This window comes from Nonomuraea sp. NPDC004702, from assembly GCF_053601695.1.
The window spans coordinates 126,611-138,893 of sequence record NZ_JBSGCE010000002.1; the positions used below are offsets into that span (position 1 = coordinate 126,611).

13 protein-coding genes are annotated in these 12,283 nt (G+C 70.3%); 9 read left to right on the forward strand and 4 right to left on the reverse strand.

What is annotated here, in order from left to right; translation table 11 throughout:
• Nucleotides 1-27: 27 nt before the first annotated feature.
• Nucleotides 28-387: a metallopeptidase family protein gene (locus ACWEJ6_RS03190; protein ID WP_221762053.1), complete on the reverse strand. Its 360-nt coding sequence runs from the start codon at nucleotides 385-387 to the stop codon at nucleotides 28-30.
• Between the two features lie 405 nt (nucleotides 388-792).
• Here ACWEJ6_RS03190 and ACWEJ6_RS03195 point away from each other — a divergent pair, with 405 nt between their 5' ends.
• From ACWEJ6_RS03195 to ACWEJ6_RS03215, 5 genes are read left to right on the forward strand one after another with little or no spacing between them, the layout of a single operon-like run.
• The gene (locus ACWEJ6_RS03195; protein WP_352323386.1) at nucleotides 793-1,161 is read left to right on the forward strand and encodes a DUF3499 domain-containing protein; all 369 of its coding nucleotides are present in this window, start codon (nucleotides 793-795) and stop codon (nucleotides 1,159-1,161) included.
• Between the two features lie 41 nt (nucleotides 1,162-1,202).
• Nucleotides 1,203-2,552: a phosphomannomutase/phosphoglucomutase gene (locus tag ACWEJ6_RS03200; RefSeq protein WP_452420873.1), complete on the forward strand. Its 1,350-nt coding sequence runs from the start codon at nucleotides 1,203-1,205 to the stop codon at nucleotides 2,550-2,552.
• Nucleotides 2,549-2,716: a Trm112 family protein gene (locus tag ACWEJ6_RS03205; protein WP_352323388.1), complete on the forward strand. Its 168-nt coding sequence runs from the start codon at nucleotides 2,549-2,551 to the stop codon at nucleotides 2,714-2,716. Before ACWEJ6_RS03200 ends, ACWEJ6_RS03205 begins: the two co-directional genes overlap by 4 nt.
• Nucleotides 2,713-3,819: an SIS domain-containing protein gene (locus ACWEJ6_RS03210; RefSeq protein ID WP_452420875.1), complete on the forward strand. Its 1,107-nt coding sequence runs from the start codon at nucleotides 2,713-2,715 to the stop codon at nucleotides 3,817-3,819. Before ACWEJ6_RS03205 ends, ACWEJ6_RS03210 begins: the two co-directional genes overlap by 4 nt.
• Before the next feature lie 50 nt (nucleotides 3,820-3,869).
• Nucleotides 3,870-4,796, forward strand: coding sequence for a cation diffusion facilitator family transporter (locus tag ACWEJ6_RS03215; protein ID WP_387668806.1), 927 nt, complete (start codon nucleotides 3,870-3,872; stop codon nucleotides 4,794-4,796).
• 3 nt (nucleotides 4,797-4,799) lie between these two features.
• Here ACWEJ6_RS03215 and ACWEJ6_RS03220 read toward each other — a convergent pair whose 3' ends face one another.
• On the reverse strand, nucleotides 4,800-5,135 hold the full coding sequence (locus ACWEJ6_RS03220; protein WP_352323391.1) for a MerR family DNA-binding transcriptional regulator: 336 nt from the start codon (nucleotides 5,133-5,135) through the stop codon (nucleotides 4,800-4,802).
• A 96-nt stretch (nucleotides 5,136-5,231) separates the two neighbouring features.
• On the opposite strand from ACWEJ6_RS03220, the gene ahcY reads away from it, so the two are divergent.
• Nucleotides 5,232-6,665 carry an adenosylhomocysteinase gene (gene ahcY / locus ACWEJ6_RS03225; RefSeq protein WP_452421304.1) on the forward strand — a complete coding sequence of 478 codons (1,434 nt, stop codon included), beginning with the start codon at nucleotides 5,232-5,234 and terminating at the stop codon, nucleotides 6,663-6,665.
• A gap of 63 nt (nucleotides 6,666-6,728) precedes the next feature.
• Entirely contained in the window at nucleotides 6,729-7,964 is a 1,236-nt protein-coding gene (locus tag ACWEJ6_RS03230; RefSeq protein ID WP_352349255.1) for an adenosylhomocysteinase, read from the forward strand.
• 42 nt (nucleotides 7,965-8,006) lie between these two features.
• On the opposite strand, the gene ACWEJ6_RS03235 is transcribed toward ACWEJ6_RS03230, so the two are convergent.
• On the reverse strand, nucleotides 8,007-8,639 hold the full coding sequence (locus ACWEJ6_RS03235) for a DUF305 domain-containing protein (protein ID WP_352349257.1): 633 nt from the start codon (nucleotides 8,637-8,639) through the stop codon (nucleotides 8,007-8,009).
• A gap of 168 nt (nucleotides 8,640-8,807) precedes the next feature.
• Here ACWEJ6_RS03235 and ACWEJ6_RS03240 point away from each other — a divergent pair, with 168 nt between their 5' ends.
• The gene (locus tag ACWEJ6_RS03240) at nucleotides 8,808-10,214 is read left to right on the forward strand and encodes an LVIVD repeat-containing protein (RefSeq protein WP_452420878.1); all 1,407 of its coding nucleotides are present in this window, start codon (nucleotides 8,808-8,810) and stop codon (nucleotides 10,212-10,214) included.
• 27 nt (nucleotides 10,215-10,241) lie between these two features.
• Here the strand turns inward: ACWEJ6_RS03240 and ACWEJ6_RS03245 are convergent, their stop codons facing one another.
• A complete protein-coding gene (locus tag ACWEJ6_RS03245) occupies nucleotides 10,242-11,231 on the reverse strand; it encodes an RDD family protein (protein ID WP_452420880.1) in 990 nt (329 codons plus the stop codon).
• Between the two features lie 51 nt (nucleotides 11,232-11,282).
• On the opposite strand from ACWEJ6_RS03245, the gene ACWEJ6_RS03250 reads away from it, so the two are divergent.
• Complete coding sequence (locus ACWEJ6_RS03250; protein ID WP_364325757.1) at nucleotides 11,283-12,275, forward strand: stage II sporulation protein M; 993 nt, start codon at nucleotides 11,283-11,285, stop codon at nucleotides 12,273-12,275.
• Nucleotides 12,276-12,283 lie beyond the last annotated feature (8 nt).

A 12,283-nucleotide genomic window follows, 5' to 3' on the forward strand; every position in this document is an offset into this window, starting at 1 on the left:
GTCGTCGCAGCCCGGGGGAGCCGCGGGTCAGCGGCGGTCGTCGTAGCCCGGGTCGACGGTCTCGGGGGCGAGGCCGAGCAGCGTGGCGACCTGCTCGACCACCGTGTCGTGCACCATCGCGCCCAGGGTGTCGCGGTCGCGGGCGCGCGCCTCCAGCGGGCGGCGGTAGATCACCACCGCGGCCGGTGACTGGCCGCTGGCCGCGTCGGCCCGGCCGAACGGGATCGGCTCGGTGCCCATGCTCGGGCCGTCGCCCAGTTCGTTGAGCGGCGGCACCTCCTCGACCGCGAACTCCACGGCGGACAGCTGTTTGTCCCACCGGGGCCGCAGCCGGTCGACGGCGTCGAGGACGAGGTCGTCGAAGCGCTCGCTGCGGGAACGGGCCATGGGGACGTGGGAGGGGGCGAGGGGGCCGCGCAGGCCACGACCGTGGCGATCGCGCCGTCTGGGACCGCGCTTTGGAGTCACCGACCAAGTGTAAGGGCACGTGCCCGCGAACCCCCGGAACCCCCGCCCGCGCCGCCGCCGTCAGGGGGCGTGGGTTCCGACGGACGCCCTCGTGCCCGGCTGTCCGTTCCGGATGGTCACCTTCCTCGGCCGTCGATCAAGGAATCCCGAAAGTACGGCGCGACCGGTGTGGCGTCAGCGGCGAGGGGGCAAGGTTGTCCCTCAGGCGCGCGCATCGGCGCATGTGGGTGGAAAGCCTGCGACAGGTGTCCGAATTGTGGCGACACGCTCGTTAAGAGCGCTCAGATAGTGGCGCCTCGCACTCTTACCAGATACGGTCCCTCCGTGAGCCCCGTCCGCCGCTGTTCCCGCACCGCTTGCAGCCAGCCTGCCGTCTTCACGCTCACGTACGTATACGCCGACTCGACCGCAGTTCTCGGCCCTCTGGCGACGTACGCCGAGCCACACTGTTACGACCTGTGCGCCGAACACGCCGAGCGGCTGACCGCTCCCCGCGGCTGGGAGGTCGTCCGGCTCCCCACCGACGGCAACTCCCCCAGCTCAGACGACCTGGAGGCGCTGGCCAACGCGGTCAGGGAAGCCGCCAGGCCCACCCCGTCCGGCAGCGGCGAGCCGGTCGGCCAAGGGGTCGAGGTCGGGCGCAGGGGCCACCTGCGCGTTCTCCGGTCGGCCCAGCAGCACCGCGACCGGTAGGCTCGTTTCACACGACAAACGACCTAGGGCGGAGCTGGAGAGTGGGCGACCTCGCCAAGATCTTCAAAGCGTACGACGTTCGCGGGGTGGTTCCCGACGAGCTCGACGAGCCGATCGCCGAGGCCGTGGGTGCGGCGTTCGTCGAGGTGACCGGAGCCGCGTCCGTCGTGGTCGCCCATGACATGCGAGAGTCCTCCGTGCCGCTGGCCGAGGCGTTCGTCAGGGGCGCCCGCTCGCGCGGCGCCGACGTCGTGTTCGCCGGGCTGGGCTCCACCGACCTGCTCTACTACGCCAGCGGCAGCCTCGGCCTGCCCGGCGTGATGTTCACCGCCAGCCACAACCCGGCCCGCTACAACGGGATGAAGATGTGCCGCGCCGGCGCGGTGCCGATCGGCGGCGAGACCGGGCTGGCAGAGATCCGCGACCGCGCGGCCGAGCTGCTGGGCGCCCCCGCCACCCCGACCGGGTCGCTGATCGAGAAGGACCTGCTGTCCGGCTACGCCGCCCACCTGCGCGGGCTCGTCGACCTGTCGGCGATCCGGCCGCTCAAGGTCGTCGCCGACGCCGGCAACGGCATGGCCGGCCACACCGTCCCGGCCGTGTTCGAGGGCCTGCCGCTGGAGCTGGTCCCGCTCTACTTCGAGCTCGACGGCAGCTTCCCCAACCACGAGGCCAACCCGCTGGAGCCGCAGAACCTCCTCGACGTGCAGCGGGCCGTCGTCGAGAGCGGCGCCGACCTGGGCCTCGCCTTCGACGGCGACGCCGACCGCTGCTGGGTGGTCGACGAGCGGGGCGCGTCCGTCTCGCCGTCGGCCGTCACCGCCCTGGTCGCCACCCGTGAGCTGGCCAAAGACCCCGGCGGCACGATCATCCACAACGTGATCACCTCGCTCGGCGTGCCGGAGATCGTCCGCGAGCACGGCGGCACGCCCGTGCGCACGCGCGTCGGCCACTCCTTCATCAAGGCGGAGATGGCCCGCACCGGCGCGATCTTCGGCGGCGAGCACTCCGCCCACTACTACTTCCGCGACTTCTGGTTCGCCGACTCGGGCCTGCTCGCCGCGATGCACGTGCTGGCCGCGCTCGGCGAGCAGGAGCGCCCGTTGTCCCAGGTGGTGGCCGCCTACTCGCGCTACCACGCCTCCGGCGAGCTCAACAGCGCGGTCGCCGACCAGGATGAGGCGCTGGCGCTCGTCCGCGCGGCCTTCGCGGGCCGCGGCGAGGTCGACGAGCTCGACGGCCTGACGATCACCGGCCCCGACTGGTGGTTCAACCTGCGCGCGTCCAACACCGAGCCGCTCCTCAGGCTGAACGCCGAGGCGGCCGACGAGAGCAAGATGAAGGCGATCAAGGACGAGGTCCTCGCCATCGTGGGAAGGGTGTCACTGTGAAGATCGACGACTGGCTGCTGGAGATCCTGGCCTGCCCGGCCTGCAAGGCGCCCCTGCGCGCCGAGGCCGAGACCGAGGAGCTGGTCTGCACGGACTGCGGTCTGATCTACCCCGTGCGCGACGACATCCCCGTCCTGCTGGTCGATGAGGCAAGGAAGCCGTGACCTGGGAGCCCGGGCGGCTCGATGACCAGCAACACCTCACCGCGGCCGATCCGGGCGGCATGCTGCTCGCGGTCGCGGCCTCGGCCGCCCAGGTGCGCACGGGTCACCGTGCCGCGGTCGAGGCCGGCGTCGACCGGCTGTCCGCCCAGGGCCGCCCGCGGGCCGTCGTGGTCGCGGGCATGGGCACGGCGGGCCTGACCGGAGACATCCTCGCGGCGGTGTGCGGCAACGGCGTGCCGGCGCCGATCGTGACGTTGCGGTCCTACCAGCTGCCGGGCTGGGTCGGTGCGACCGACCTGGTCATCGCCGTCTCCGCCACCGGCGACGACGACGAGACGGTCTCCGTCGCCGTCCAGGCCGTGCGGCGGGGGTGCGGGCTGCTGGCGGTGTGCCCGCCGGGCTCGCCGCTGGAGGCCGTGGCCGTGCAGGCGTCGGCGATCCACGTCCCGGTGCGGGTGGAGGGGCAGCCGAGGTCGGGGCTGTGGCTGCTGACGGTTCCGGTGATCGTGGCCGCGTCGGCGCTCGGGCTGGTCACCGCCGGGCCCGAGGTGTTCGAGCGGGTGGCCGCGATCCTGGAGGACATCGCCAACCGCTGCCGTCCCTCCAGCGAGTCCTTCGTCAATCCGGGTAAATCGCTCGCCATGGACCTGGCCGAGAGCATCCCGATGATCTGGGGTTCCTCGCCGGTGGCCTGCGCGGCGGCGTACCGGCTGGCCTGCCAGCTCAACGAGACCGGCAAGTACCCCGCGGTCTTCGGTCAGCTGCCCGAGGCCGGCCACAACCAGGTGGCGGCTCTGGAGGGGCCGCTGGCCGAGCGGGACATCTTCGCCGACGAGGCCGGGCCGACGCTCAGGCTCGTCATGCTGCGCGACGTCGAGGAACATCCCCAGGTCACGCGGCAGCGCGAGGCGTCGCTGCGGCTCGCGCACGACCGTGACGTGCCGGTCACCGAGCTGGCCGCGGAGGGCGTGCATCCGCTCGAACGGCTGGCCACGCTCGTCGGCCTGGCCGACTACGCCGCCACCTACCTGGCCCTCGGCTACGCCGTCGATCCGACGCCTGTGGCCACGATCAATGAGCTTCGGGCCAGGATTTCCCAATAGGATCCCATGTCAGGGTCTTTTTAGGTGATCTTTATGAGTGGAGACGTCCGGTGAGCGCGAGTGGTGGCACGAAGGCAATCATTGCGGCGCTGAGCGCCAACCTGGCGATCGCGGTGTCGAAGTTCGTGGCGGCGTTCTTCACCGGGTCGTCCTCGATGCTGGCCGAGGGCATCCACTCGGTCGCCGACTCGGGCAACCAGCTCCTGCTGCTGATCGGCGGGAAACGGGCCCAGCGGGCCAGCGACAAGACCCATCCCTTCGGCTACGGGCGCGAGCGTTACTTCTACGCGTTCGTGGTCGCCGTCGTGCTGTTCACGATCGGCGCGGTCTTCTCCCTCTACGAGGGCTGGCACAAGATCTCCGAACCGGCCGAGGTCGACAAGCCCATCTGGGCGTTCGCGGTGCTGATCTTCGCGATCATCGCCGAGGGCTTCTCCTTCCGTACGGCGATCAAGGAGTCCAACCCGCTGCGCGGCAAGCAGTCGTGGTTCGCCTTCATCCGCCGGTCGAAGTCGCCCGAGCTGCCCGTCATCCTGCTGGAGGACCTGGGCGCGCTGCTCGGTCTGATCTTCGCGCTGTTCGGCGTGACGATGGCGGTCATCACCGGCGACGGCGTCTGGGACGGCATCGGCACCCTCATGATCGGCGTGCTGCTGGCGATCATCGCGGTCGTGCTGGCCGTCGAGACCAAGTCGCTGCTGCTCGGTGAGGGCGCCTCGCCCGAGGTCGAGGAGCAGATCCGGGCCGCGCTGGAAGGGGCGCCCGAGGTGGCCAGGATCATCCACATGCGCACGCTGCACCTCGGCCCCGAGGAGCTGCTGGTGGCCGCCAAGATCGCGGTCGAGCACGACGACACGGCCGGCGAGGTGGCCCGCGGCATCGACGAGGCCGAGCGGCGCATCCGCGACGCCGTGCCGATCGCGCGGGTGATCTACCTGGAGCCCGACCTCGACCGGCTGCGCACGACGACGAGCTGACGCTCAGCCCTGGGGTCGCAGGAGCCTCAGGGCCTTCTCCTTCTCGAAGTCCAGGGCCCGGCGCGGCACCTGGATGCGGCCGATGCGCACGCCCAGGTCGCGCACGGCCGCGGCCACCTGCGGCTCGCTCAGCACGCGCAACGCGAAGGCCAGCTCGGCGGGCGAGACGTCGAAGCGTTTCTCCAGCTCCACCCCCTGCGCCACGGCGGCCAGCTCCTCGGGCCCGAATCTGCGGTGCGCCCCCCGCTCACGGACCGGCGGCAGCAGGCCCAGTGCCTCCCGGTATCGGAGCATTCGTGGGGACATGCCGAGCCGCTTGGCCGCTTCCGTGATGCGCATCCTTACATTCTTACGTCAGTTTCGCTGTCTCGGAGATGCGGGGCTGCCCGAGCGCCGCCTAAACTCGTCCGCGACAGCAATCGTGACGCGAGGGGAATCCCGATGGACTTCAAGGTCGCCGACCTTTCACTTGCCGACTTCGGCCGTAAGGAAATCCGGCTCGCCGAGCACGAGATGCCCGGCCTCATGGCGATGCGCAAGGAATACGCGGCCTCCCAGCCCCTGCGCGGCGCGAAGATCATGGGCTCCCTGCACATGACGATCCAGACGGCCGTGCTCATCGAGACGCTGGTCGCGCTCGGCGCCGAGGTCCGCTGGGTCAGCTGCAACATCTTCTCCACCCAGGACCACGCCGCCGCCGCGGTCGTCGTCGGCCCCGAGGGCACCGTCGACGACCCGAAGGGCGTCCCCGTGTTCGCCTGGAAGGGCGAGACGCTGGAGGAGTACTGGTGGTGCACCGAGCAGGCCCTCACCTGGCCCGGCGGTGACGCCCCCAACATGATCCTCGACGACGGCGGCGACGCCACGCTCCTCGTGCACAAGGGCGCCGAGTACGAGAAGGCCGGGGCCGTGCCCCCCGCCGGCGCCGACGACCCGGAGGAGTGGCACGTCATCATCGACCTGCTCACCCGCACGGTCGGCGAGGACAAGCGCTGGACGCGCATCGCCGAGAGCATCAAGGGCGTGACCGAGGAGACCACCACCGGCGTGCACCGTCTCTACGAGATGCACAAGAACGGCCAGCTGCTCTTCCCGGCGATCAACGTCAACGACTCGGTCACCAAGTCCAAGTTCGACAACAAGTACGGCTGCCGCCACTCCGTCATCGACGGCCTCAACCGCGCCACCGACGTGCTCATCGGCGGCAAGGTGGCCGTGGTCTGCGGCTACGGCGACGTCGGCAAGGGCTGCGCCGACGCGCTGCGCGGCCAGGGCGCCCGGGTCATCGTCACCGAGATCGACCCGATCTGCGCCCTCCAGGCGGCCATGGACGGCTTCCAGGTCACCACGCTGGAGGACGTCGTCGGCATCGCCGACATCTTCGTGACCACCACCGGCAACTTCAACATCATCACCGCCGAGCACATGGCGCAGATGAAGCACCAGGCGATCGTGTCCAACATCGGCCACTTCGACAACGAGATCGACATGGCCGGCCTGGCCAAGCTGCCCGGCATCGTGAAGAACAACATCAAGCCGCAGGTCGACGAATGGGTCTTCGCCGACGGCCACTCGATCATCGTGCTGGCCGAGGGCCGCCTGATGAACCTGGGCTGCGCCACCGGCCACCCCAGCTTCGTCATGTCCAACTCCTTCACCAACCAGGTGATCGCGCAGATCGAGCTGTTCACCAAGACGGCCGAATACCCGATCGGCGTCTACACGCTGCCCAAGCACCTCGACGAGAAGGTCGCCCGCCTCCACCTCGACGCGCTCGGCGTCAAGCTCACCGAGCTGACCAAGGAGCAGGCGGCCTACATCGGCGTGCACGTCGAGGGCCCGTACAAGTCCGACCACTACCGCTACTGATCGGCTGGGCGGCTCCGGGAGGGGGGCCCTCCCGGAGCCGTGCTCTTTCGCGAGGGGCTGGGCATGGATCTCTGGGAAAGCGGCGAGCGGCAGATCTCCTGGGCCGCGCGCTCGATGCCGGTGCTGACCGCCATCGGCGAGCGGTTCGCGCTCGAACGCCCGCTCGACGGGCTCAAGATCGCGGCCTGCCTGCACGTCACCGCCGAGACGGCCGTGCTCATGGGCGCGCTGAAGGCGGGCGGCGCCGAGATCGCGCTGGCCGCCTCCAACCCGCTGTCCACCCAGGACGACGTGGCCGAGGCCCTGCGCGCGTATGGGATCGCCGTGCACGCGCGGGCCGGGGTCGATCGCGCCACCTACTACCTGCACATCCACCAGGCCCTCGACCTCGGCCCCGACCTCGTGCTCGACGACGGCTGCGACCTGGTGAACATCCTGCACACCGAGCGCACCGACCTGCTCGAAGGCGTGAGCGGCGGGTGCGAGGAGACCACGACCGGCATCATCCGGCTGCGGCAGATGGCGGCCGAGCAGGCGTTGCGCTTCCCGGTCGTGGCCGTCAACGACACCCGTACGAAGCGCATGTTCGACAACCGGTACGGCACCGGGCAGTCCACCCTCGACGGGATCATGCGCGCCACCAACACCATGCTCGCGGGCCGTACGGTCGTGGTGGCCGGGTTCGGGTTCTGCGGGCGCGGCGTGGCCGAGCGGGCCAAGGGGCTCGGCGCGCGGGTCGTCGTCACCGAGATCGACGCCGTCAAGGCCCTCGACGCCACCCTGCAGGGCTACGAGGTGCGTCCCATGGCCCAGGCGGCGATGATCGGCGACCTGTTCGTCACCGTGACGGGCAACCGGGACGTCATCAGGGCCGAGCACCTGTCCGTGATGAAGGACGGCGCGATCCTGGCCAACGCCGGCCACTTCGACGTCGAGATCGACGTGCGGGCCCTCGACGAGATGGCCCGCGAGGTGCACAGGGGGGTGCGCCCGAACACCGACGAGTACGTCATGCCCGACGGCAACCGCCTGCTGCTGCTGGCCGAGGGCCGACTGGTCAACCTGACCGCCGCCGAGGGCCATCCGGCGGCCGTCATGGACATGTCGTTCTCCGCGCAGGCGCTGGCCGTGGCCTGGCTGGCGGGGCAGCGGGCGGGCCTGGTGCCCGGCGTGTACGACGTGCCGGAGGAGATCGACCACGAGGTGGCCAAGCTCAAGCTGGCCGCCGCCGGCATCGGCATCGACACGCTGACCCCGGAGCAGGAGGACTACCTCCACTCCTGGCGGGTCGGCTCCTAGGAGACAGACCAGAGCTCCTGGGAGACCGGAGCTTCCAGGAGGCTAGAGAGCCGCCTGCATCTCCTGCATGCGGCGGATCTCGGCCGTCTGGGTGACGCTGACGTCCGTGGCCAGCTCCTCGATCTTGATGTGCGAGCCCGCGGTCAGGACCCGGTCGGACATCTCAAGAGCGCCCAGATGGTGTTTGATCATCAGCTCCAGGAACAGCCGGTCGAAGTCCTTGCCCGTGGCCGCCTTCAGCGCCGCCATCTGCTCGGGCGTGGCCATGCCGGGCATGTCGCCGTGCGCCGCGTGGTGGTCGGGCACCTTCTGGTCCTGCTCCTTGAGCCAGGTGGTCATGAACTGGATCTCCGGGCCCTGGGCCGTCTTGATCCGGTCGGCCAGGCCCTTGAGCTTGACGGAGTCCGCCCTGGTGGGAGCCAGGATCGCCATGTCGAGGGCCTGCCGGTGATGGACGATCATGTCCTGGACGTACGTGATGTCGGCGGCGTTGGCCGTGGGCCCGGGGACGGCGGTGGCCGCCTCGCCCGGGGCCAGCGTGCGGGCCTGCTCGCCGGGACGGCCGGGGGCGAGCACCGGCGCGGTGGAGTCGGCCCGCGGGGCGGAGGACGCGCCGGAGGAGCAGCCGGACAGGGCAATCAGCGTGCCCGCGATGACGATGAGCGCGCCGCGCACTCGGCCTCCTGACTGGCTCGGGACGAGAATGCGGACTCTAGGCCATATACCGCTCCAGCGAAAGAGGTTGAAACGGAACAAGATTTGACACATTGGACACTGGCCAGGTCCTGGCGGCGTGAGCGACGATGACGGAGATTTATGCCCCCTTTATAGGAGGACCACGGAGTGTTCACCCCCCGAAGGGCCCTCATCCTGGTCGCCGCCCTCGTGGCGGCAACGGGCGCCACACTGCCCGCCCAGGCTGCGGACATCCCGGCTCCCGGCGAGATCGTCATGAGCTCCAACATCACGCACGTCACGAACGTGCCCAAGCCACAGGCGCTGTCCGACATCCACACCGACATGGCCTTCCAGGGCGACTACGCCTTCGTCGGCAACTACTACGGCTTCTCGATCTACGACATCAAGCAGCCGAAGAAGACGTCGCTGGTGAGCTCGGTCGTGTGCCCCGGCGGCCAGATGGACATGTCCGTCTACGGCAATCTGCTGTTCGGGTCCGTCGACTCCTCGCGCAACGACGACTCGTGCAGCAGCACCTCCCAGAGCGCCTCCGTCAAGGAGTCGTGGGAGGGCATGCGCATCTTCGACGTGAGCGACAAGTCCAACCCCAAGTACGTCAAGTCGGTCGAGACGAACTGCGGCTCGCACACCAACACGCTGGTGCCCGGCCGCGACGGCAAGAACGTCTACATCTACGTCTCCTCCTACGGCCCCAACGCGAATTACCCGGACTGCAAGCCGCCGCACGACCTGATCTCGATCATCAAGGTCCCGCTGGACAACCCGGCCGGCGCGGCCGTCATCGCGACGCCGAACCTGTTCCCCGACGGCGGCAACCCCGGCCTGCCGCTGCCGTACCCGAACGGCAAGTCGGCCACCACCGGCTGCCACGACATCACCGCCTACCCCGAGAAGGGCATCGCCGCGGGCGCCTGCATGGGCGAGGGCATCCTGCTCGACATCTCCGACCCCGAGCAGCCCAAGGTCACCGCGAAGGTGCGCGATGACGTGAACTTCGCGTTCTGGCACTCGGCCACGTTCAACAACGAGGGCACGAAGGTCGTCTTCACCGACGAGCTGGGCGGCGGCAGCCGGGCCACCTGCAACGCGGCCATCGGCCCGAACAAGGGCGCCAACGCCTACTACGACATCGTCGGCGGGCAGCTCGTGTTCAAGGGCTACTTCAAGATCGCCCGGCACCAGGCCGACACCGAGAACTGCGTCGCGCACAACGGCTCGCTGATCCCGGTCAAGGGCCGCGACGTCATGGTGCAGGCGTGGTACCAGGGCGGCATCTCGGTGGTGGACTTCACCGACTCCGCCCACCCGCAGGAGATCGCCTACTTCGAGCGCGGGCCGGACGAGACCGCTCCGCCGCTCGACGGCGGCTTCTGGTCGGCGTACTACTACAACGGCTACATCTACGGCTCGGACTTCAACCTGGGCCTGGACGTGCTCAAGCTCAACGACCCGCGGACGAACCAGGCCAACAGCGTCAAGATGGGCCAGCTGAACGCGCAGACGCAGGGCTCGTACCCCGAGCACGGGCGCGGCGTCCCCGGCGGCAACTGATCCGCTGCATGATCCCGCGCCGCCGGCTCACTGCGGCGGCGCGAACCCGCCCGGAGTCGCCTTCGGCGGCTCCGGCGCGGGCCCCGGCTGAGGCCGCCGCGGAGCTCCCTGCGGCTGCGCCTGCGGCTGCGCCTGCGGCTGCGCCTGCGGGTACGGCCCCTGCTGCTGGTAGGGCCCCTGCGGCGCATGAGGCCCCGGCTGCGGGTACGGCCCCGGCTGCGGGTACGGCGCGTACGGCGTGGGCCGCGGCGCGGCGCCGGCTGCCAGGGCGGCCTGGCGCGCGAAGCGGGCCTCCTCCCGCCGCCGGCGCTCGGCCAGCACCGCGCTCAGGTACGCGTGCGGCGGCACCCCCGCGGGCGCGGCCGGCGACACGAAGGCCGCGGTCTGCGTCGCGATGCGCACCCCCATGTCGTGCTGGACCTGCGGCGTGAGGTCGTGCCAGCGCATCAGGTACTGGCGGGCGGCCTGCGCCACCTCCTCGGGAAGCTGGGAGAGCTCCAGGGTGGCGGCCCACGCGGCCAGCGGCGGCGGCATGAGGATGGCCTGTCCGCTCTCGCGCGGCCCCCGGTCGGAGATCACGATGGTCCCGGCGAAGATGTCGCCGAGCCGCTTGCCCCGCTGGGAGACCAGCGAGGAGATCAGCGCGGGCGCGCCGGAGAACATCCAGAACTCCACCAGCCCGGCCAGCCCGCGGAACAGCGCCTGCCGGAAGCGTTCCGGGCTGCCGTCGTCGGCGACCACCCGCAGGCCGAGCGCCAGCTTGCCGAGGCTGCGCCCCCTGCTGAGCGTCTCGAAGAGCACCGGATAGCCGATCATGACCAGCACCAGCAGCACGATCATGGCCGCGCCGAGCATGGCGTCGTCCGAGACGACCGCGAACGCGCCCAGGAGCATGTACGCGCCGATCAGCACGACGAGCTGCACCGTCATGTCGATGACGAACGCCAGCGCGCGCGAGGGCATCTGGGCCACCCGCACCTCGACGACGACGGCGTCCCCGGTCACAACCTCTGACATATGTGGAGCCTAACGGCAATGCCGCATTGATCGAGCGGCCACAATGGTCGGGTGGACATCGATGCGTTCGTCACAGCACACCGCCCCGTCTGGGACCGGCTCGACCACCTGGTCAAGAACCGCTCCTCGCTGACCGGCGCGGAAGTGGACGAACTGGTCGACCTCTATCAGCGGGTGTCCACGCACCTGTCCATCGTGCGCTCCTCCTCCCGTGACGCGGTGCTGGCCGGACGGCTGTCGGCGCTGGTGGCCAGGGCCAGGTCGGCGGTGACCGGCGCGCACACGCCCGCCTGGCGGGAGCTGGCCCGCTTCTTCACCGTCTCCTTCCCCGTGGTGGCCTACCGGGCGCGGTGGTGGTGGCTGGCCGCGGCGCTGGCCAGCATCGCGGTCGCGTGGGTGCTGGGGGCGTGGGTGGCCGCCAACCCCGACGTGCAGGCGTCGATCGCCTCGCCGGACGAGATCGCCCAGCTCGTCGACCACGACTTCGCCGACTACTACTCCGAGCACCCCGCCGCCTCCTTCGCCAGCCACGTGTGGGTCAACAACGCCTGGGTGTCGGCCCAGGTCATCATCTACGCCATCCTGCTCGGCATCCCCATCCCGTTCATCCTCTACAGCAACGCCGAGAACGTCGGCGTCTCGGCCGGACTGATGGCCTCCAGGGGCAAGCTGGACATCTTCTTCGGCCTGATCACGCCGCACGGCCTGCTGGAGCTGACCGGCGTCTTCCTGGCCGCCGCCGTCGGCCTGCGCCTGGGCTGGACGGTGATCGATCCGGGGCCGCGCAAACGGCTGGAGGCGCTGGCCGAGCAGGGCAGGGCCGTGATGAGCGTCGCGCTCGGGCTGGTCGTGGTGCTGTTCGTGTCGGGCCTCATCGAGGCGTTCGTGACGCCGTCCGGGCTGCCCACGGCCGTGCGGGTGGGCATCGGCGTGCTCGCCGAGGCGGCCTTCCTGGCGTACGTGATCGTCTTCGGCCGCAGGGCCCTGCGCGAGAACGAGACCGGCGACGTCGAACGCGCGCCCGACGTCGCCCCCACGGCCTAGCGGCCCCC